General features: G+C 48.5%; 13 protein-coding genes. 4 read left to right on the forward strand and 9 right to left on the reverse strand.

From position 1 onward, the window contains the following. Positions 1–47 precede the first annotated feature (47 nt). On the reverse strand, positions 48–3,938 hold the full coding sequence (purL, locus tag AC3AP5_RS09385) for a phosphoribosylformylglycinamidine synthase (RefSeq protein ID WP_487326605.1): 3,891 nt from the start codon (positions 3,936–3,938) through the stop codon (positions 48–50). 146 nt (positions 3,939–4,084) lie between these two features. Here purL and AC3AP5_RS09390 point away from each other — a divergent pair, with 146 nt between their 5' ends. Both AC3AP5_RS09390 and rfaH read left to right on the forward strand, forming a co-directional pair. Then, the gene (locus AC3AP5_RS09390) at positions 4,085–4,228 is read left to right on the forward strand and encodes a hypothetical protein (RefSeq protein ID WP_006956898.1); all 144 of its coding nucleotides are present in this window, start codon (positions 4,085–4,087) and stop codon (positions 4,226–4,228) included. Between the two features lie 203 nt (positions 4,229–4,431). Then, a complete protein-coding gene (gene rfaH, locus AC3AP5_RS09395; RefSeq protein WP_006956899.1) occupies positions 4,432–4,929 on the forward strand; it encodes a transcription/translation regulatory transformer protein RfaH in 498 nt (165 codons plus the stop codon). A gap of 6 nt (positions 4,930–4,935) precedes the next feature. Here the strand turns inward: rfaH and mltF are convergent, their stop codons facing one another. Together mltF and AC3AP5_RS09405 are read right to left on the reverse strand one after the other, a co-directional pair. Further along, complete coding sequence (mltF, locus tag AC3AP5_RS09400) at positions 4,936–6,309, reverse strand: membrane-bound lytic murein transglycosylase MltF (protein WP_487326606.1); 1,374 nt, start codon at positions 6,307–6,309, stop codon at positions 4,936–4,938. Next, a complete protein-coding gene (locus tag AC3AP5_RS09405; protein ID WP_487327308.1) occupies positions 6,310–7,572 on the reverse strand; it encodes an amidohydrolase in 1,263 nt (420 codons plus the stop codon). A gap of 115 nt (positions 7,573–7,687) precedes the next feature. Between AC3AP5_RS09405 and tadA the strand changes: the two genes are divergently transcribed. Then, positions 7,688–8,185 carry a tRNA adenosine(34) deaminase TadA gene (tadA, locus tag AC3AP5_RS09410; protein ID WP_487326607.1) on the forward strand — a complete coding sequence of 166 codons (498 nt, stop codon included), beginning with the start codon at positions 7,688–7,690 and terminating at the stop codon, positions 8,183–8,185. On the opposite strand, the gene AC3AP5_RS09415 is transcribed toward tadA, so the two are convergent. From AC3AP5_RS09415 to AC3AP5_RS09430, 4 genes are all read right to left on the reverse strand, one after another. After that, on the reverse strand, positions 8,144–9,535 hold the full coding sequence (locus AC3AP5_RS09415) for a Na+/H+ antiporter NhaC family protein (RefSeq protein WP_487326608.1): 1,392 nt from the start codon (positions 9,533–9,535) through the stop codon (positions 8,144–8,146). The two genes, tadA and AC3AP5_RS09415, sit on opposite strands and share 42 nt — an antisense overlap. Positions 9,536–9,653: 118 nt before the next feature. Further along, positions 9,654–12,809, reverse strand: coding sequence for a TonB-dependent receptor (locus AC3AP5_RS09420; RefSeq protein WP_487326609.1), 3,156 nt, complete (start codon positions 12,807–12,809; stop codon positions 9,654–9,656). Positions 12,810–12,938: 129 nt separating this feature from the next. Then, positions 12,939–16,142: a TonB-dependent receptor gene (locus tag AC3AP5_RS09425; protein WP_272977371.1), complete on the reverse strand. Its 3,204-nt coding sequence runs from the start codon at positions 16,140–16,142 to the stop codon at positions 12,939–12,941. 398 nt (positions 16,143–16,540) lie between these two features. Further along, positions 16,541–17,746: an IS256 family transposase gene (locus AC3AP5_RS09430; protein ID WP_487326572.1), complete on the reverse strand. Its 1,206-nt coding sequence runs from the start codon at positions 17,744–17,746 to the stop codon at positions 16,541–16,543. A 140-nt stretch (positions 17,747–17,886) separates the two neighbouring features. Here AC3AP5_RS09430 and AC3AP5_RS09435 point away from each other — a divergent pair, with 140 nt between their 5' ends. Then, on the forward strand, positions 17,887–19,080 hold the full coding sequence (locus AC3AP5_RS09435; protein ID WP_416361480.1) for an endonuclease/exonuclease/phosphatase family protein: 1,194 nt from the start codon (positions 17,887–17,889) through the stop codon (positions 19,078–19,080). Positions 19,081–19,111: 31 nt separating this feature from the next. Here the strand turns inward: AC3AP5_RS09435 and AC3AP5_RS09440 are convergent, their stop codons facing one another. Both AC3AP5_RS09440 and AC3AP5_RS09445 read right to left on the reverse strand, forming a co-directional pair. Next, positions 19,112–19,489 (reverse strand): response regulator, encoded by a 378-nt coding sequence (locus AC3AP5_RS09440; RefSeq protein WP_006956907.1) that lies wholly within the window; start codon positions 19,487–19,489, stop codon positions 19,112–19,114. 6 nt (positions 19,490–19,495) lie between these two features. Further along, positions 19,496–21,952 carry an ATP-binding protein gene (locus AC3AP5_RS09445; RefSeq protein WP_006956908.1) on the reverse strand — a complete coding sequence of 819 codons (2,457 nt, stop codon included), beginning with the start codon at positions 21,950–21,952 and terminating at the stop codon, positions 19,496–19,498. Between the last annotated feature and the right edge of the window lie 31 nt (positions 21,953–21,983).

Below are 21,983 nucleotides of genomic sequence, written 5' to 3' on the forward strand. Positions count from 1 at the left end.
AAAAAGAGCAAGCTCAATGGCTTGCTCTTTTTTTATTCACCCGCTTGTTAGAAACGCGTACGTGCGTTACGGAACATGCGCATCCATGGGCTATCCTCGCCCCACTCATCGGGATGCCAGCTGTTCGCAACAGTGCGGAATACACGCTCGGGGTGCGGCATCATCGCCGTCACGCGGCCATCGCGACTGCTGACCGCGGTAATACCATTCGGCGAGCCGTTCGGGTTAGCAGGGTACTGCTCTGCCACGTCACCCCAGTTGTCGATATAGCGCAATGCTACCTGACCCGCTTGCTCAAGTTGTGCTTGTTGGTCAGCTGCGGCAAATTCGGCACGCCCTTCACCATGCGATACGGCAATCGGCATTTTCGAGCCTTGCATACCGTCAAAGAACGCCGAATTTGTCGCTTGTACTTCGACCAAGCTAAAGCGCGCTTCAAACCGTTCGCTGCGGTTGGTGACAAAACGCGGCCAATGTTCAGTACCCGGAATCAGGCTTTTCAGTGTTGAAAGCATCTGACAACCGTTACACACGCCTAACGCTAACGTATTGTCGCGGTTAAAGAACGCTTCGAACTGATCACGAGCGCGTTGATTAAATAGGATGGATTTGGCCCAACCTTCACCGGCACCCAGTACATCGCCGTATGAGAAGCCACCGCAGGCAGCGAGTGCTTGCATCTCATCAAGGGTGACACGCCCTGTTAAAATATCACTCATGTGCACATCGACGGCTTCAAAACCTGCACGGTCAAAGGCAGCGGCCATTTCGTAATGCGAGTTCACACCTTGCTCACGCAAGATAGCCACTTTCGGTGCGCTGCCTTTAGCAATGTAGGGGGCTGCGATATCTTCATGCACATCAAAGCTTAAATCGGCTTGCAAGCCTGGGTCGTCTACCCGTTGTTTAAGCTGAAATTCCTCATCGGCGCAGACTGGGTTATCACGTAAACGCTGCATTTGATGCGTGGTTTCGGCCCACAACGTACGGTAATGCGTGCGCGATGAATCAATAACGGTGTCACCATTAAAGGTCAGTTTAATCTCATCTCGCTCGGTTGGCTGACCGATGACATGGATGACGTTCTCAAGCCCTGCCTTTTGGAATGCTGAGAGTACGTGTTCACGCTGATCGGCCGTCACTTGTATGACGGCACCGAGTTCCTCGCTAAACAGTGCCGCTAAGGCTTCATCACCTAAATCGCTCAAATCGGCTTGGACACCACAGTGACCGGCAAACGCCATCTCAGCCAAGGTCGTCATTAAACCGCCGTCGGAGCGATCGTGATACGCAAGAATACGCCCTTCGGCTATCAGCTGTTGCAGTGTTTCGAAAAATGCTTTGAACTGCGCCGCGTCGTCTAAGTCGGGGGTTTGTTCACCCAGTTGCTTGTACACTTGTGCCAACGCTGAACCGCCTAACCGGTTCTTACCTTGACCTAAATCGATAGCAATCAGGTGGGTATCACCTTTATCCAGACGTAGTTGCGGTGTCACGGTGTTACGTACATCGTTGACCCGTGCAAAGGCGGTAATCACCAATGACAGTGGTGCGGTTACGGCTTTGTCTTCGCCTTCCTCTTGCCACTGGGTTTTCATCGACATGGAGTCTTTACCTACCGGAATGGTGATTTCCAATGCAGGACATAGTTCTTCACCGATGGCTTTTACCGCCTCGTATAAGCCAGCATCCTCACCGGGGTGACCGGCGGCGGCCATCCAGTTAGCTGACAATTTGACGCGTTTTAATTCACCGACATCAGCAGCGGCAAGGTTAGTTAAAGCCTCAGCCACTGCCATGCGCGCAGAAGCGCCATAGTTTAGCAAAGCTAATGGCGTGCGCTCGCCCATCGCCATGGCTTCACCATGATAGGTGTCGTACGAGGCGGCGGTGACCGCCACATCGGCGACCGGTACCTGCCACGGACCAACCATTTGATCGCGTGCAACCAATCCGGTGACCGAGCGATCACCAATAGTAATCAAGAAGGTTTTCTCGGCGATGCTTGGCAAGCGCAGCAGTCGTTCGGCAGCTTCGTTGGCATCGATGCTGTCGAGTTTGAGCGTTTCGCCAGCCGCTTGTTGACGTTTGACGTCACGGTGCATTTTCGGTGGTTTACCGAGTAGCACGTCAAGCGGTAGATCAATCGGCTGGTTATTGAATTTCGCATCATTCAACAAGATGGTGAGTTCTTCGGTCGCTTCACCAATTACGGCGTACTCGGCACGCTCGCGCTCACAGATTTGCTCGAAACGCGCCATGTTTTCTGGAGCGATAGCAATCACGTAGCGCTCTTGTGATTCGTTACACCAGATTTCGAGCGGTGTCATACCCGGTTCGTCGTTGGGTATGTCACGCAGTTCGAAACGGCCGCCGCGCCCCCCGTCACTGACGAGCTCTGGCATGGCATTGGATAAACCGCCGGCACCCACGTCGTGAATAAAGGCAATGGGGTTATCTGAACCGAGTTGCCAACACCGGTCGATCACTTCTTGGCAACGCCGCTCCATTTCTGGGTTGTCGCGCTGAACGGAAGCAAAATCAAGGTCTTCTGCTGACTCGCCCGATGCCATTGACGACGCAGCGCCGCCCCCCAGACCGATGTTCATCGCAGGACCACCCAGTACCACCAGTTTGGCACCCACGGGGATGTCGTCTTTTTGTACGTGTGCCTCGCGAATATTACCCAAACCACCGGCAATCATAATAGGTTTATGATAACCGCGCACCTCACGACCATTATGACTATTCACGGTTTGCTCATAAGTACGGAAGTAACCGGTTAGCGCTGGGCGACCAAACTCATTGTTAAATGCGGCACCACCGAGCGGACCTTCGATCATAATATCGAGTGCGCTCACGATACGCGCAGGCTTGCCGTAGTTTTCTTCCCACGGTTGTTTGAAGCCAGGAATGTTTAAGTTAGATACGCTAAAGCCCACCAAGCCTGCTTTGGGCTTTGAGCCGATACCGGTGGCGCCTTCATCACGGATTTCACCCCCTGACCCCGTTGCGGCACCGGCGTAAGGAGCAATCGCTGTCGGGTGATTGTGCGTCTCGACCTTCATCAAAATATGAATCGGTTCGTGATTGTAGCTGTAGGTGGTCGATTCGGGCGCTGGGTAAAAGCGCCCTGCTTCGTGTCCTTCCATCACCGCGGCGTTGTCTTTGTATGCCGACAACACATAGTCTGGCGTGACTTCAAAGGTATTTTTGATCATCTTAAAGAGCGATTTAGGCTGTGCCTCACCATCAATGGTCCAATCCGCGTTGAAGATTTTGTGACGACAATGTTCAGAGTTTGCCTGGGCAAACATGTACAGCTCGATATCGTTTGGATTACGCCCTAACTTTTTGAAGTTTTCTAATAGATAATCGATTTCGTCATCAGCAAGCGCCAAACCGAGCGATACGTTGGCGTCTTCTAAAGCTGAGCGGCCCTCGGCAAGAATATCGACGTTGGATAATGGGGCTGGTTCGGCTTGTTGAAACAGCTTTTCGGCATCGCTCATGTGATACAGCACACTCTCAGTCATGCGATCATGCAAAAGCAGTGCAGCTTGTTTTTGCTCTTCTGCTGATAAGTCGCCTTCGAGATAATACGCAACGCCGCGTTCAATACGATGGACTTCTTTAATATCGCAGTTATGGGCAATGTTGGTTGCTTTTGATGCCCAAGGCGAAATAGTACCAAGACGTGGGACGACTAGAATAAGCGTGCTGGATTCGCTGGGTGATTGTTGTTGAGCGGTGGGGCCGTAGGTTAGCAGTTGCTTGAGAATGTCGTGATGCGCGTCAGAGAGTGTGTTACGAAGATGAATAAAGTGCTGATATTCTGCATATAAACTCTTTATGGGGATCCCCGCATGTTTGAGTTGTTCAAGCTTTTTTGTAATTTTGAACGCCGATAAGGCAGGTGAACCACGAAAGATTTCCACGACAACAGTCTCCAACGCTTGTGTAAAATTTGCGCGGCGATTATATCGAAAAATCCCTCTGCCTGCCATGTTTGACTTTGGCTTTTTAAGTGACAGCTTAGGAAGTGATCTGCTAGGATCAAGTTCCACCTGCAAAGGAGTCTTGTATGTCACAACGCCGAATTAATAAGACCGCCAATGATGCTCGTCGCCGTGCTGTTGTCCGCGCTCGTCGTAAACGAATTATTGAGCGCAGAGAAAAGTGGTTTCGTTTAGTCAAAAAAGAAGGCACACCTAAAATCGAGCGTTAATGTCTCAAGCGCATTAGCATTATCGTAGTGGCTTGATGGATTCAATATGAGTCTTTTAGAATCAATGCTATATTCTAGATGCATTTTTCACGATTTTTGACGTCAATTTTTTACGTTAACTAATATAATCTTTAAAGTTTTGTAAATTTGCTTGTAGTAGCGATAGACTTTTTTCGTCAGATGAAACACATAGGGTTTTGCGTATGGATTCAATGGCAAACGATGGCTGGTATGTTCTGAAGACAAAGCCGCGTCAGGAAGACCGCGCTTTAGAAAACCTAGCTCGTCAAGGGTTCAACAGCTTTGGACCCAAGCTTGCTGTCGAACGTATATTGCGCGGGAAGCGTACTGTTCGCACCGAACCCATGTTTCCTGGGTACATTTTTGTACAATCTGATGAATTAGCGACGCAGTTTTACAAATTGCGAAGCACTTATGGCGTTCATTCGGTCGTACGTTTTGGCGATCGAATACCAAAGCTTCCGCAGTCATGGATAGACTCAATACGGGGCATGGAGGCCTCAGCGGAAACTCAAGCCCCCGAAGTGGGTGACCAGGTCGAGATTACCGAAGGACCGTTCAAGGGTTTTCTTGCGAAAGTCGTTGCGCTTGATGGCGAGTCTCGTTGCTTTGTTCTGCTAGAGTGGATGCAAAAAGAGGTTAAAGCGTCCATGTCGTATAGCGAGCTGCAAATTCAGTGAACCCATTCACAATCGTCCTTGCTTATCTAACCATTTCAGCGTGTCATAGAAACGCCTAATGTTACCGACATAGGTGACGGGCTCATCACCGCGTGCAAACCCAAATTTAGTTTGACGATAAAACTGCTTTTGACGCAACAGTGGCAACCGCTTCTTCACATCCAGCCAACGATCGGGGTTGCCCCCTTGCCGCTGTGTTAATACACGCGCATCCTCTAAATGCCCAAAACCAATATTATAGGCAGCTAAGGCGAACCACGTGCGATCGGGCTCGGGGATACGAGCGGGGATACGTTGCAGCATACGTTCAAAGTAGCGCGCGCCACCACGAATACTCTGCTCGGCATTCAAACGACTCTGTACCCCCATCGCTTTAGCTGTTGGTAGAGTCAACATCATCATACCGCGAACGCCCGTCGGTGATACGGCGCGAGGGTTCCATAATGACTCCTGATATGAAATGGCGGCAAGTAGACGCCAATCAAGCTTGCCCGAGTGTTGTTTAAATAAATTAATATATTTAGGAAGTTGTTGCTCGACCGCATCAATAAACAACCGCGTTGTGACATAGTTAAACTGTTTGACGTGACCGAAGTGCTTTTCTTTGATGTAAGCTAAGCGGCCACTTTCTCGAACTTCGCCAAAATATTCGATAACCGCCGCATACAAAGAGTCATCCGGCATATCTTTCATTGCCCACGCGACTGCCAACTCACGTTGGGTTGTAAAAGCAACACTGAGCCCCGGGTGAGCTCGCCGTTGGATTTCCAATTGATTGCTATCTGCAATGGTATAGTCAATTTCTTCGCGATCGACCATTCGCATTAACTCAACAGCATCATGTTCGCTGGTTGAGCGCCATTTTAACTTGGGGAATTCATCCTCAATTGAACGTAAAAACTCTTCATGTGAGCTACCCGTCACGACGACAACTTCACCATCATCGACTTGTGCCCAGTCTCTGGGTCGTTGCCTGGACCCCTGTTTAAAAATAAGCTTGTGGCTTATCTCATCGTAAGGAGGACCAAATCGAAATAAAGCGCGCCGCTGGGCGGTTTCATCGAGCCCCGCAGCAACGATATCAATTTCTCCCCGTTGCAATAGCGTAAAAAGATCGGCGACATCAAAGCGAGGTACCATCTGCAGTTCGACACCCATACGGTTCGCGAAACGCTGCGCTAACTCATACTCAAAGCCTTGCTCGCGCTCATGATCATAGAAAAAACTCGTCGGATTCATCAGTGTCCCGACACGGATCACTTGCCGTTCTTTCACTATCTCTAGCTGATTGGGTGTCGGTTGGGGTGTACAACCTTGCAACCCTATTAGAAAAGTTGCTAAGAGCACCCCATAACACCACTTTACCGCATTTAACTGCATCTACAATGACTCTAAAGTCCAGTTTACGTAGAGGTTTACACCCGTTTTAAGCGCCTTCTCATCAGCGTAAAAATACGGCGAGTGATTACTTGGCTCTGACGCCATATCACGCCCCTCGGGTGTTACACCCAAAAACACAAACATGCCGGGTACTTCTAACGCATAATAAGAGAAATCTTCAGCACCTGTGACCAATGGCACTTCTTTAACGTTGTCTGCGCCAGCGATCTCGCGCGTAATAGGCAGCATTTCCTCAACAAGGTCAGGGTTATTAACCGTGACAGGGTAGCCTAGATCGATTTTAACGTCCGCTTCAGCGCCATTTGCCTCGGCAATGGTTTCCGCTGTATGCGTCAGACGATTATGAATATCCGAACGGATATCCATATCAAAATTTCTTATGGTGCCGATCAGGGTAACATCATCGGGAATAATATTGTTTCGCACACCGCCCTCAACTATACCGAATGAGAGGACTGCCGGTGCTTTTGTAATATCGGTTTGACGGCTGATAATCGTTTGCGCGCTATTAATAATCTGCGCTGACGTCACAATCGGGTCAACCCCAGCCCACGGACGCGAGCCATGAGTCTGTTTGCCTTTGACGGTGATCTCAAATTTATCCGATGACGCCATTAATGGGCCTTTACGATAACCAATATGACCGGTTGGGAAACCTGCCCAAACGTGAATTCCGAAAACACGCTCAGGTTTGTAGTCTGGGAACACGTCGCTAAACAGGCCCTGTTTGAGCATCAACTCAGCACCGCCTTCCTCCCCTTCTGGCGCCCCCTCTTCTGCAGGTTGGAAGATAAACAGTACGTTGCCGTTAAGCTCATCGCGCATACTGGCGAGCTTTTCGGCCGCTCCCATCAACATAGCGACATGGGTATCGTGTCCACACGCGTGCATGACACCGACTTCCTTGCCGCGATAGGTTGACTTCACGGTAGATTTGAATGGCACATCGGTTTTTTCCGTGACCGGTAAGGCATCCATATCGGCGCGTAATGCCACCGTGGGGCCATCGCCACGGCCTTTTAATAAACCCACCACGCCGGTGTGGGCGATATCGGTTTTCACTTCTAACCCAAGTTCACGCAAGTGGTTGGCCACCATCTTGGCGGTTTCGTATTCACGGTTACTCAACTCCGGGTTCGCGTGAATATGACGACGCCAATCAATCACTTGTTGTTCCAAGGTACTGTCAATCATCACCGGTGACTGCTGTTGTGCATACGTTGGAGATGCCCATACGCTCATCACCACTGCCGTTGTTAGTGCAAATGCCCAGTGCTTCATTATTGTTCTCCCCGCGATAGGGTTTGGCCGCAAAATGTGGATGTCATTCATCTTAGTCTGCGCTAAAATCGCTGCCATGACAACTGATGAAATCTACATGCAACGTGCCCTTGAGTTGGCGCATAAAGCCGCTGACGAGGGTGAAGTGCCGGTTGGAGCGGTGCTGGTACTTAATGACATGATCGTTGGCGAGGGCTACAACCAAGTCATTACCTTATCGGACCCCAGTGCCCACGCCGAAGCACAAGCGATCCGCGCTGCCGGAAAAAACGTGGATAACTACCGTCTGATTGACTCTACGTTGTACGTCACTTTAGAGCCCTGTGCAATGTGTGCAGGGCTGATCACTCATGCGCGTGTTAAACGTCTAGTCTTTGGTGCTCCCGATCCGCGAACTGGTGCGACAGGCACGGCAATTGAAGTACTCAACCATGTCTCAATGAACCACCGTGTTGAGGTAACGTCTGGCGTGTTAGCCGAGCCCTGTGGCGATATCCTACGCCAATTTTTCAGGGCTCGCCGAAAGAAGGCGTCAACCGATAGCAGCGCCGGTGATAGCAAAGGCAACGATTGACGCGCCACCCGCCAGCAACGCATAAGGTAATTGCGTACGAACGTGGTCGATATGCTCGGTGCCTGACGCCATGGAGGCAATAATCGTGGTGTCGGAAATCGGCGACGCATGGTCACCAAAGATACCGCCTGAAATTGCCGCAGCGATAAAAGGAGCCAACGGCAAATTCAACGACATTGCGATAGGGATCGCCAGCGGCAACATGATGGCAAAGGTACCCCAGCTTGAACCGATAGAAAAGCCCGTTAATGCCGCCAGCACAAATATCAGCGGCAACAACATCCAAACCTGTATACTGCCATCCAGAATCGATGCTAAAAATTCGCCCGTTCCCATATCGCGAGTTAACCCGCCTAAGGTAATCGATAACCATAAAATAATCGCGAGTGGCAAAATGTTCCATGCGCCCTGCAAGGCTGCCTTGATGATTGTAATAATGCTCGTGTTGCGCACCCACTTAGTGCCAACGATCGCAATGGCAAGTGCCGTATAAATGGCGATAAACACGCTTAAGGTGCCATCGCCTTTAACCAACACACCGTTGCCCGTAATTAATAACATCACCGGTACCATCACCACGAGGCTCAACAGCGACGTTAAAACGACAGCGGTGCCTTTGCCATAGCTTGGCTTACTTTTACCCTCATCACCCCAGTTATGTTTTGATACGCGGTCAGGCTGTGCGTTGCGCTCGAACGCTTTCATTGGGCCAATATTCCAGTCAAACCATGCCACCACTAACGCCAGTAATACGGCAAAAATGGCATAAAAGCTAAAGCCTAAAGACTGAATGAATACCCACAAGGGTTCTTCAACGCCTTGTTTAGCGATCAATGTGAGGTTAAACGCACCCCAGGCATTCAGCGGAATCAAGATACAAATAGCGGCACAGGTGGAATCCACGATATAGGCGAGTTTTTCGCGCGAAATACCCAAGCGGTCGTAGAGCGGACGCGAGGTCGTACCGGCTATCATAATGGTGACATTGGACTCGATAAAGACCACCACACCCAATATCCAGGTCATCATTCGTGCCCTACGCTTATTTTCGACCCACTGGCGTTGCTCAAGCTTTTGTACGAACTGTTTAAAGGTACCGCCCTTTTCCAGCACACCGAACAAAGCACCGATTCCGAGTGTAAAGAACCAAACCAGCATGTTACTGCTATCGGTGAGTGTGCTCCAACTGGACCACCCAGTCCCCTGCGCTATATTTTCAAACGAGGGCCAAAACAGAATGATATTAGCGAGTAAGATACCGCCAATAAGCGCCAATAAAACGCGTCGCGTAACGATAGCAAAAATGATGGCAAGTAGTGAAGGTAGTAAACTGGTCCAGCTCAGTTCCATAGTGGTTTTTATCTAATAAGTGATTGAGCGAGGTTAGCGGAATTAGCGGTAAGCGGCAAGATATGAAAATAAAAAGGCCGCTCAAATGAGCGGCCTTTGACGATGTCTTAGGACATACTTAGAACTTATATTCGAAGCCTACACGTACTGACCACAATGAAGGCGCACCTGCACGTGATTGAACGCGTGGGTCACGGAAGCTTTCAAATACGTACTGGCCTTGATCGTTGATGCTCACATCAGCAACCGTCACAGCGCGTGGGAAGCTTGCTTCGTATAATACACCCCAGTCGTCGTTCAACAAGTTACCTAAGTTCTCAACAACGAAAAAGGCTGATGCTTCGTGGTCGTTGCTGAATGCTGGCAGTTGTTGTTCAACACGTAAATCAACTTTGGTCCACCACTTAGAGTTGAATTCGTTACGTGGTGCGATACCACCCGCGTACTCACCCAATCCTTGTGAGTTGATGAAGTCGAAGAACGCTTGTGAGTCGAACGGATTACCGTCCCCATCCATGCCGGCGACAAAGTTAGGATCGTCGATACCGGTCGGTACGTAAAGTAGTTGACGACCTTGGTACGCAACATCACCGAATGCACCGTCAGACATAGTGAACGAGTATGGACGACCTTCGTTGCGCGTAGCAAACAAGGTCATAGTGTTCTCGTAACCCATGATTTCTGAAGTGTACGTTGCACGGAACGTGAAGCGGTGCGGGATCTCGTAGTTAGAGGTCGACACGCCTGGGTTCTGTGGGTTCGCCGTTGCTAAGTTGGTGTAGTTAGAGAACGCCACTGAGCTGGTCATTGGGTTCACGTCTTCTGCACGGTTGTAAGCGTATGCGAAGCTCCAGTCTAAACCGAAGTCATATGACTTGTTCAATGCCAATGACACAGTCGTTTGTGAACCAGAATCGCCTTTAACATTGGTCAACAAGAAGTCATCCCCTTGGTCACGACCGTCAGTAGATAGCTCACTGAAGATAGGACGACCATCTGGTGCTGTACCTGTTTGCTCTAAACCAAGGTTGTAGATAACGGCTGCGTCTTTCTTCTCAGTGTGTAAGAAGTCAACCAATAACACGTAGTCATTATCGAACGTGTAAGTTGCACCCAACGCGTATTTCCACTCGTTTGGCAATTCGAAGTTTGGATCCATGGTGTTGATTGGACCTTCACCGTTCGCATTAGCGACTTCGTCAAACAGGTTTTGTGGAATGTCGTAGATTGGACGACCTTCACCTGTGTGAGGAATGTTGAACAAGGTGTTACCGCCCGCGAAGAAGTCACCGAATAGGTTCGCTTCGTACTGAGTAACACCGTTGTTTGAATAGTTGTTAGAGATCCATACGTTCGGGTTACCGCCTGAGTACAAGCCAACGCCACCACGTACTTCTAACTGTGGGCTCACAAACCAGTTGAAACCAAAACGTGGTTGCAGCAAGTCTTGGCCGTCCATGTTTTGCTGGTTAGAGAAACCGTAAAGGTCTTCTACCAATGGGTTGTTTACTGGGTTATCGCTGCTGGTGTACCAGTCATAACGTAATCCATAAGTAAACGTAATATCCATTGGCGCGTAGTAGTACTCGTCCTGTACGTATGCCGTGTTTACAGCGTAAGAGAATTCTGCTGCCGCATCCGTTGGATTATTCGTACCTGCCGCGCTTTCATAGATTACACGGCTTGGTGTACCGGCTTCAAAATCGTCGATAGAGCCAAAACGGTATTCACCTTCCGCTTCTTGTACGAACAAGTTATAAACGTCGTATTTCTCTTGCTCTATACCTGCGGAGATGATGTGATCACCGGCAAGGTAAGTCCCTTTTAACTTGAAGAACGTCGTGTCATACTTCAATTTGTTTGCGTGACGCGAGTCATCTGCACCTAAGTAGACGGTTGCATCGTTAACGCCGATTTGTACTTCACCGAACTCGGTGCCGCCTAATGGGTTAACGCGTGCGTCTAGCTCTGAGTAACCCACACGTACTTCAGTAGAGAAGTTGTCTGTCCAGTCAGAGAAGAACTCACCAACATATGAAGTGAACTCAGAACCACGCTCATAGAAGTGGTTAGAGAACTCAAGCTCATCTGCGTCGCCGTCTGATTCAGCAATCGAGAAACCATCGTTGTAGTTATAGGTAAATGATGCACGGTGTGCGTCATTGATATACCAATCTAACTTAGCTAAGAACTTCTCGTCCTCCACTGGCAAGCTCGCAGGGAACGTGCCGGGATCGTAGTTGTAGTTGTTGATCGCGATTTGGCGAATACGCTCCGCGTCCGCTGCAGAAACACCTAATACAGGTGATGCAACGCCGGTGCCTTCTGGACCGCGGTCAAAGGTGTCAGAACCTTCGAGCTTTTCATAAGAGGTGAAGAAGAATAGTTTGTCTTCTAAAATAGCGCCGCCGACATTAAAGCCATAGCGTTTTTCGTTGAATGCGCCAACGTTGATGCTGTCGCCTTCAAGCTTACTGCCTTGTAAAGAGTCGTTGGTGTAGTCAAAAAACACTCCACCGAACATTTCATTGTCACCTGATTTGGTGACAGCGTTGATGTTACATGCGGTGAAACCACCGTATTGCACATCGAACGGTGCGAATTCGACTGCAACCTGTTCGATTGCATCATAAGAGAAAGGCATACGCTCTGTTGGATAACCGCTTGAATTCAAGCCAAAGTTATCGTTCATACGCACACCATCAACAGTCAAGCTGTTGAAACGCGGGTTTGCACCACCACACTGGATGTCGCCTGCATTCGTTTCGTTGATGTAGATACGTGGGTCGATACGCACTACGTCTTTTAGGTCACGGTTAGCGGCCGGCGCGTCTTGCAAGTCTGCAAGATTGAAGTTTGCCGCTGGGCTATTACTGCCGTACAACGCATTAGTTGGCGCCGCACCCGTTACACTGATTGTTTCAATATCTTGAGGTTCAAGAACTACATTCACGGTTTCTGAGTCACCTAACGTGAGGTAAACGTTTTCGATGACTTGGCTTTGACCGTTAGGACCTTTAACCATCAACGTGTATGGGCCACCCACTGGCAAGCCTCGTGATGAAAATGTTCCTTGCGCGTTGGTCGTTAAGGTTTTAACTGAGCCAGTGCGTTCATCACGCAACTGAATAGTTGCACCGCTAATGATAGAACCTGATTCTGCGGTTACGACGCCTCGAATGCTTGATGAGGTGTCTTGTGCAAGCGCAGCACCTGATACAGTCATTGCGATGGCAGCGGCCAAAGCGGTGCGCTTAAAAGTTGAGTTAAACATGTGTGTTCATCCCCGTTAGTTCAACACTGTTGTTATGTAATTCAGTCCGTGAAGTGTAATCCGTGATCGTGTCAGTTCTGTGACATGATCAAAAAAAAGCCCCTCAACAAAATTGAGGGGCTCTGAGCCTTAGAACTCGTAGCGTACGCCGAGTTTGACAGACCATGATGATGCGCCAATATCATATTCGTCGTAGTTCTGCGGAGCATAGCCGTTGAACAAGCGTTCGATTTGATATTTACCATCATCAGACAAGCCACCGAAATCATAAAGATCGACTTGTGGATAGCCTAAGCGTTTCTCAACACCCCAGTCACTATTCAATAGGTTTGCAAGGTTATCGATGGTGAAGTACAAGGTACCACGATGACCTTCAGCAAAACCTGGGATTTGCTGCTTAATGCTTAAGTCCAAATTGGTGACCCATGGTTGAGTACCGCTGTTGCGATCCATGATGTATCCGCCTGGAGCGATACCAGCACGGTCAAGCACTGCACTCAACTCATCCCAAGAGACTGAGTTGTCCCAGTCGACATTTGGATCGTCTGCACCAGAAGGGATGTAAGCAAGATAAGCTGACTGCGTGTAGAAGTCGCGCGTATCACCGAAATCGCCATCTTGATACATGCTCATGGTGTAGCTAAATGGACGACCTGAGCGACGCTCGTAGAACAAGTTGATGTTAGTTTTGTAACCATCAAAGAATTCTTTTTCGTAACCCACGGTAACTTTGAAGCTGTGCTCAATTTCATAGTCGCCACGAGCCGAGAACGGTTGGTTACGCGATTTAGCTACATAATGCTGGTAGTTACTCTGAGCCTGTGAAGAAGATCCTGGAGAAACCTCTTCGACGTCTTGGTGCGTATAGCTCATGGTCACGTTGAGACCATTATCCCACTGCTTCGCCAATGACTGAGTAAAGATGTAGCTACGGCCATGATCTTCAGCGTTAGTCATCATGATATCGAAATTATCCGAGCGGTTACCGCTGTAGATCGTATCGTAAATGATGCGTTCGCCGTCAGCCGCGGTTCCTGTTGGTTCAAGCGCTGTATTTAACCATACGGCTTCATCTTGCTTACGAATGTATAGCAATGATGTTGTCGCACGGAAGTCGTCACCCACCATTGGGATATCGAAGCTGTAGTCAGCTGCTAACTGTGCGCGCCAGTCGCTTGGCAATTCAAAGTTAGGGTCGATGTAGTTGGTGCTACCTGCGCCTTGCTGCAGTGAGTCTTGGATCGCTTGTGGTACTTGTGTGAAGTCCGCAGGATCTGAGCTGTTAGCGAAGTAATCGTTGATGAAATCGCTGTTTGCCGCTACCAGCGTGATACCGTCTTTAGTGAACGGGTTACTGTACCAAACGTTAGGCACACCTCCGTAGAAACGACCTAAACCACCACGTAAAGTAACGTCGTCGTTCAAGTAGTACTTGAAGCTCACGCGTGGCAATACGATGTCCATACCGTCTAGGTTTTCTTGGTTACTGAAACCGTAGGTATCAACAAAGTTTTGGTTCAAGGTTGGCTTGTCATCTGATGACAAACGCTCGTAACGAACACCGGCTGTCAACTCGAGGTCAGTTGTTGGGTAGAAAGTATCTTCTACATACAGCGCTGTAGTGTAACGTACTGCGTCATACGCAGCGTCTTCTGGATTACCGGTATAAGCGTTCTGGTACGAGAAGTCATAAGTACCGTTGTAGTTACCGATTTCACGGTTTTGGAATCCATCAAAGCTATCGAATTCCCATGCACCTAAACTCTCAGGAACAAACTTGTTGTATAAGCGCAGACGCTCATACTCAGCACCGAAAGCAAGCTCATGCTCACCTAATAGGTAGGTCGCATCAAAGTTGAAAGTCAGGTTCTGGTTCTCAACTTTGTTCGCGTGACGATATTGGTCAGCACCGAATTCGTACGCAGGACCGCGGAAGAATTCTTCAACTTTTACTGCGCCAAAGTCAGCGTTGGTGATTGAATCAGACACAACATCTTTATAGGTGATACCCATTTCGGTGATGAAGTTTGCTGACCAGTCACTGTATAGACGTGCGCTGATGTTGCTCATGCGCGTGTGATAATCATAAATACGTGAGTTAAGTACGACAGTGTTACCGCCACTTGAGTGACCACGCATGTCTGAGTTATCTTGCCACTGATAGGTTAAATCAAGACGGTGATCTTGGTTTACGTTCCAGCTTAACTTAGTTAACCATTTACGGTCTTTATCTTCTGGCGCGCCTGGCAGTGAATCTTGGACGCCGTAAGTGTTTTCCAAAATACTTAGGAACTCTTCGAAGTTCTCACGTGTCGTGTAGAATTCGTTGCTCGCCCCGCTACCCTGGAAGCCGTATTGATAATCGAGTTTACTGTTCCACTCTTCATAGTTGGTGAAGAAGAACAAAGTGTCTTCGATGATCGGGCCGCTCAGCGCCATACCAAAGGTTGAAGTCTTTTGAATCGGCTCAACGTCAACGGTTTCGTATTCACGGAAACCTTGGTCATTACCAGAAGAACCGGTAATACGGTTTAAGCGCTTTGAATCGCCTTTCATGTCAGGTGAAGAGTATTCGTAGAAGAATTCGCCTTCAAACTCGTTAGTACCTGATTTAGTGACTGCGTTAATTGTACCGCCAGAGAAATCGCCTTTCTTACTTGAGAAAGGTGCCACGTCAACTGAGATTTGTTCGATTGAGCTCAATGAAACCGGTGGCTGCTCCGTTGGGTAACCGCCATAGTTTAGACCGAAGTCATCGTTCTGGCCGATACCGTCAACAGTAATGCTGTTTGAGCGTGGGTTACCACCTGCAATCGACATTTCGCCATTACCACGGATAGAAACCAATGGGTTGATACGCGCGATGTCTTTAAGGTCACGGCTTAGGCTTGGCATGTTATCGATGGTTTCTTCACCGAAGTTACTGCTCGCGCCACCGCTTTCGGTCATGATAACTGAGCCAGATACTGAAATACGCTCCATGTCGTTATTTTTCAGTTGGCTTGTCACACGTAAGGTATCACCCAAAGCAAGATAAAGATTATCAAGCTCTGCGTCTTGGTATTTGTCTGAATCGATAACGACTGTGTAAGGACCACCTACACGCAGACCTTTCGCAGTAAAGGTACCGTCAGCGCTAGTGACAAACTCGTTCACAGTCCCTGTCGGTTCATGGGTAACGATAACTTTAGTGTTCGCTACTGGGTTTCCTTGTGGGCCTGTGATCACACCGCGCATTGACGATGAGGTCTCTTGAGCCATGACACTCGTCGACATTCCTACTGCTAACGCGATGGCAGCAGAAATACGACTCACCTTGGAGTTGAATTTCATTGAGTTATCCCTGAGGTTGTAATTAAACGTACTAATGGTTTTGGTACAGCAAGCTCACTAGCAAATGAGCTAAATTTTGAGTGCGCATTTATAACGCTGGAATATGACAACTTGATGACACTGAGGGGTGTGCAGAAAAAACTGAGATGGGATGCTGGACGTTCTACTTTACATAAAAACGAGTTAGCAACGCTTAATGAACCACGGTATAACCGTCGGTTTAAGACGGGAAAGCTGACTGCGTGAAAAATTTCACGGCAGCGGCTTAAAACGGGCTGTTTGTGAAGAACATTTAAATTCATTAAGCTTCTGCGACATTTTCGTGTCAGATATGTGACATATTTTAATCAATTTTTATGAGACTGTAAAAAATTTTGTGTAAATGGCTGTTTGCACTGTTAAATCCGATCCTGATACATGATCTCGAATTGCGCCATGGCCGGTTTCCAGTTGCGTATGGGCATCGTCCACTTTTTCGATGCCTGATGCAAGGCTAAGTACAATACCTTCATGATGGCCTCATCATTCGGGAACGACCGGCGAGTCTTGGTAATTTTACGCAATGACGCGTTCAGCGATTCGATGGCGTTAGTGGTGTAGATAGCCTTACGTATCTCCGCCGGGTATTCGAAGAATACGCTTAAGCGTTCCCAGTTTGCCCGCCATGAGCGGCTTATGGTCGGATGCTCTTCATCCCACTTTTCAGCGAACTCTTCCAGCGCCTGCTCTGCTGCAGCGCGGGTGGCAGCACCATAAATTAGCTTTAAGTCAGCTGCGATGATCTTGCGTTGCTTCCAGTTTACGTAACGCATAGAGTGGCGAATTTGATGCACGATGCACAGCTGTACCTGAGTCTTCGGGTAAACCGCTTCAATGGCTTCGGGGAAGCCCTTCAAGCCATCGCAGCAGGCGATAAAGATATCATCGACGCCGCGATTTTTAAGCTCGTTCATCACAGATAACCAGAATTTAGCGCCTTCGGTTTGCGCCATCCACAGGCCAAGGAGCTCTTTTTCACCGTCGGTGTTAATACCAAGCGCCAGGTAGACTGACTTATTTTGAACAACGCCAGAGTCACGGCTGCGAACCACCAGGCAATCAAGGTAAACGACCGGGTAAAGCTTTGCCAGTGGTCGATGTTGCCAGGCCTTTACTTCGTCCATCACCTCGTTTGTAACCTGAGATATGAATGTGGGAGATACTTCAACACCGTAGGCTTCTTCAAGGTAAGCCTGGATATCCCGGGTAGTCATGCCTCTGGCATAGAGCGCGACGATGCGCTCATCGAATCCGTTAAGCTGGCGTTCACCTTTGCGAACCAGTTTAGGCTCAAAGCTACCGTTGCGATCACGGGGAATATCCAGCTCGACGTCACCGTTGGTGCTACGAACAGCCTTCTTGGTTTTACCGTTGCGGGAGTTACCGCTGTTATTGCCGGCCGCATCATTTGGGGCGTAGCCTAAATGGGCTTGCATCTCGGCTTCTAAAGCGCGTTCAGCGACTTTTTTGGTAAGCTGCTTGAGCAGCCCAGCTTCACCTAAAATGTCGTCGGGTGAGTCACAGCCATCAAGCAGCTGATCGATGAGTTTGTCTGATATTGGCATTCTGATATCCTTCTTCGATATTGCTAAGAATGCCATTTACACAGATATTTTTACACTCTCATTTTTTATGCGCTTGCCTAGTGTTTAGGGAACCTTTATTCTTCCGTGTTGTCGTATCGTTCCATTTTGCAGGGTTTCAGATGAATTCTATGCGTAGTATCTTTGTATTCTCGTTGCTTTTAATAATGACTTATTCAAACTTCTCTTTAGCGCAAGACTCCGTACGTATCGCGACTTTCAACGTCAGTATGGACTCCAGCAACCACCTTCCAAACTCAGAACTTCCCAACACTCATGCATCGGTGTTACCGCGAGTTTTGCAGGAAAACAATGCCCAAATTCGTGGCATCGCAGAGATTATCCAGCGCGTTCGGCCGGATATTATTCTTCTCAACGAGTTTGACTACGTCCCCCAAGAACAAGGGGTTGACGTATTTTTAAACAGTTATTTAGGGGAATCGCAAAATAGTCTTAAACCTATTTCGTACCCTTATGTTTACACCGCACCTGTCAATACCGGTTCCCCTTCTGCGTTTGACCTCAACCGGGATGGCAAAGCCACCGGCCGGGGCAATGATGCTTGGGGCTTTGGTTGGTATCCAGGGCAGTACGGTATGGTGATCTTATCAAAGTACCCGATACTGAGAGAACAAATTCGCACTTTCCAACACTTTTTGTGGAAAGACATGCCGGGTCACCATGTCCCTTATGTACACGATGAAGAAGGCAAGCCAACGAATGAGCCATGGTACAGCGATGAGGCTATGGCGCAATACCCGCTGAGCTCAAAGTCTCATTGGGATGTCCCGGTTCAAATAGGTGGTAAAGTTGTACATGTTTTAGCTCAGCATCCAACCCCGCCAGCGTTTGACGGTCCAGAGAACCGCAATGGCATGAAGAACTACGACGAAATTCGTTTCGTGCGTGACTATCTGACCCCTGGCGCTGATAACTACATTTACGATGACAAAGGTCAGCGTGGTGGTATCGCTACCAATGGCTCTTTTGTAGTACTGGGCGATCTCAACGCGCAAGCCGGTGCGAGCGGCGTGGATGGTGCTATGACTCAGTTATTAGAACATCCGCGTGTCAACGATGTGATGCCAATGAGTGAGGGCGGCGCAAATCACTCACCGGATATTGAGGGATCTAAATATCACACCGCCGCGTGGCGTAAACGGGTAGACTATGTACTGCCTTCTAACGACTTAATTGTGAAAGACGCGGGGATTTTTTGGCCGGTTCAGGGTGAACCAGGTTATGAATTGATGAAAAAACGGGATGCTTCTTCTGACCACCGTCTCGTGTGGCTCGATATCGAGCTACCTGAGTGATCGAGGCATAGGCCAAGCACAACGGCTTGGCCTACAAACGCTCATCCAAGTCGCGCAACATGCGCTCGATAATTTCATACCTAAACGGCTTGCTGATAAAGCCCACCATTCCTATTGCGCGGGCTTTTTCTCTTAATTCGGAGTCATCGATAGCACTCACCATGAAGGTGGCGGGGATACTAGGCATCACCTGTTTGAGTTCGCTGTATAGCTCGAGTCCGGACATCTGTGGCATATTCTGATCGATTAACACGCAATCAACGGGCGTCTTTTTTAAAATATTCAATGCATAAACAGGATTCGTTTCTGCGATAACTTGTGGCACACCGATCATTTCAATGAGCTCTTTTAGCACCATTAAATTCGTGGTGTTATCATCGATAACCAGTGCACGCTTTAAACGTTTCATTTCTAATCACCTCATGGGAAACGATATAGTAAACGCACTTCCCTGTTCTAGAGGTTGATAACTGACCTCGCCTCCCATCAGGCGCATCAACTCACGACAAATGGCCAAACCGACTCCAGTTCCCTCCACCGACGTTTGTTCACGTCCAAACCGATTAAATGCTTCAAATAAACGAGCGCGATATAACGGCGGAATCCCCCAACCTTCGTCCTTAACCGTTATTGTGTACACCTCTTCTGTTTGGGCTTCAATCACTTTTACTTTCGAATGTTTAGGACTGTACTTAATCGCATTAGACAACAGGTTAGTGAGTACTTGTTTAAAACGTATCGGATCGGCTTTCAGTTCAATAGCGTTTGGCAATAGCTCGCATTGAACCTGTATTTTTGACGTTTCTAGCGTTTCGCTAAACCAGTCGATCGTCTCAGCAATCAAAAATTGTGGAACGACCTGCTCAATCGTTACTGTAAGTGACTTAGACTCTAGCTTCGACAGCGTTAATATATCATCAACCAAATGATTTAAATGCTCCGCTGCACTGATTAAACGTCTGATTGAATCTCTCTGCCCGACATCCGCTAACTTGAAGCGCAAAATATCTGCAATACCCAGTATGGTCGTCAATGGTGTTTTTATTTCATGCGTAATCGACGACAACAACTTTGATTTAGCACGGTTTGCCTCATTAGCAGCATCCTTGGCAGCCCTGAGGTTTTGCTCGATTGCCTTACGCTCACTAATATCGGTCAGGGTGCCGATAATCAGCGCTTGTCCCGATGCTTCGTCTTCGAGTACCTGGCCGCGACTTTGCACCCACACGTAGCTACCGTCCTTTCGTTGCAATCGGTAGTCAGCGCTCAATGGTCGTTTAGTACGCTGAGCATGCAGTCGTAATGCCTTGACCTTTTCACGGTCGTCGGGATGAATCCAGCTCGAATACTCATCAAGGTTAAACACTCGTTCTGGACGCTGAGATATCTCTTCGAAGTTATCAGTGACTTCGACTCGATTGTGTTCTATTGATTGTGTAATAAGCGACTCACCGCTGCTTTCTAGCGCAAATCTTAATCGCGCTTCATTCTTTCGCAAACTAAATAGGTTGCTGCGTAATTGCTCAGCGACTTGCGTAATTTGTAAAGCGAGCCGATTCAGTTCCGGCGCTTCGAGATCGGGAATCGTAAGTTCGAATTCCTGTCGACCGGTTTGTGCCAACGCATCGGATAACTTTTTCAGATTACGGTTTAATCGCTGGCTGAAGCGATATGTGCGACTTTTTACAAATTGAAAATACAGTAAGTAGAAAATCACGAGTCCTGCAAGCAGGATCAGACTGAGCAATTCAGTTTGCCGGTAAATGCTATTGGTACGTGCAAGTAGCTTTTCCTCTTCCACTAATACCAAAACCTGCCAATCCGTTTCTGCGACAGGGTGCCAGGCGGCAATATAAGACATCCCACCCAACGCAATAGCTTCTAAGCTGTCATGATCATGTTGCCAAAGCGACAAAAGATGTTCAGCGCCTTTAATATCTGACAAAGCGGCACTTTGGTAACCGATTTCATCTTGCTTTGCGTGTTTTACTGCAACGCTTTTAGGCACAGTAATATCAAGGCGCTGTTGCGCTCGTTCCGATAAGGCAAGAATCTTCCCCGACTGACTGGCGAGTACCACAAAGCCGTCCCACGGCACGCGCGTGTGAGTTAGATAGTTAACGAGCTTTTCGATGGTGACATCGGCGCCCGCGACTCCTACCAAAGAATCATCCTTATAGACCGGTGCAATCACCGATAACATCCAACCTTGTCCCGCAGGATCGAGGTAAACGGGTGTCCAAACAGGCTTGCGTTCGGGATTGTGTTTTTTATCAGCGAGATAGAAAAAATTAAACTTAGGAATGTTTACGTCGGCCGCGTATTGTGAACCAACATCGATAAACGGATAAATAACGTTAAGGCTATCGTGTGTATTAAAGTAGACCTGCTGTACCCAACTGTCTTCAGCGACCATTTGCCGCATCACTGGAGTTAGTAGATGTAATTGTTCGATACGGTCGAGATTCTGTTGAGGCAATGGTGTCAGCGATGAATAGAAGGCAGCAATCCCATCTTTGCCCAGTGCCTCCTGCGTAAAGGACTGTCCGTTCGCTCCCTGCGTCCACGCTTCATGCCCTTGCCATGTGATCCGTGGGTCATCAAGCACCGCAGCTATCGATTCACGATAAAGAGCCAGTTGGTCCTGTACAGAGGCCAATTGAGCATCCACGACCGTTGCTTGGCGTTTGGCTATTTGCGTTGATTCAGATAAAGCCGTTTCGACGAGTTCTTGTTTGGTTTGCTGTGTTACCCATTGATTGGTCACTACATAAATAGTTATCAGCGCCAGCTCCACCATAATCATGGGTAGCAGCGCATAGCGCCTAAATGCCTGCCAAAGACTCTGACTTAACGAACGGTTTCGATCCATCTTATACCGCTTAACAAGTAACTACGAATAA

The sequence above is a fragment of the Idiomarina sp. D18 genome (genome assembly GCF_057748155.1).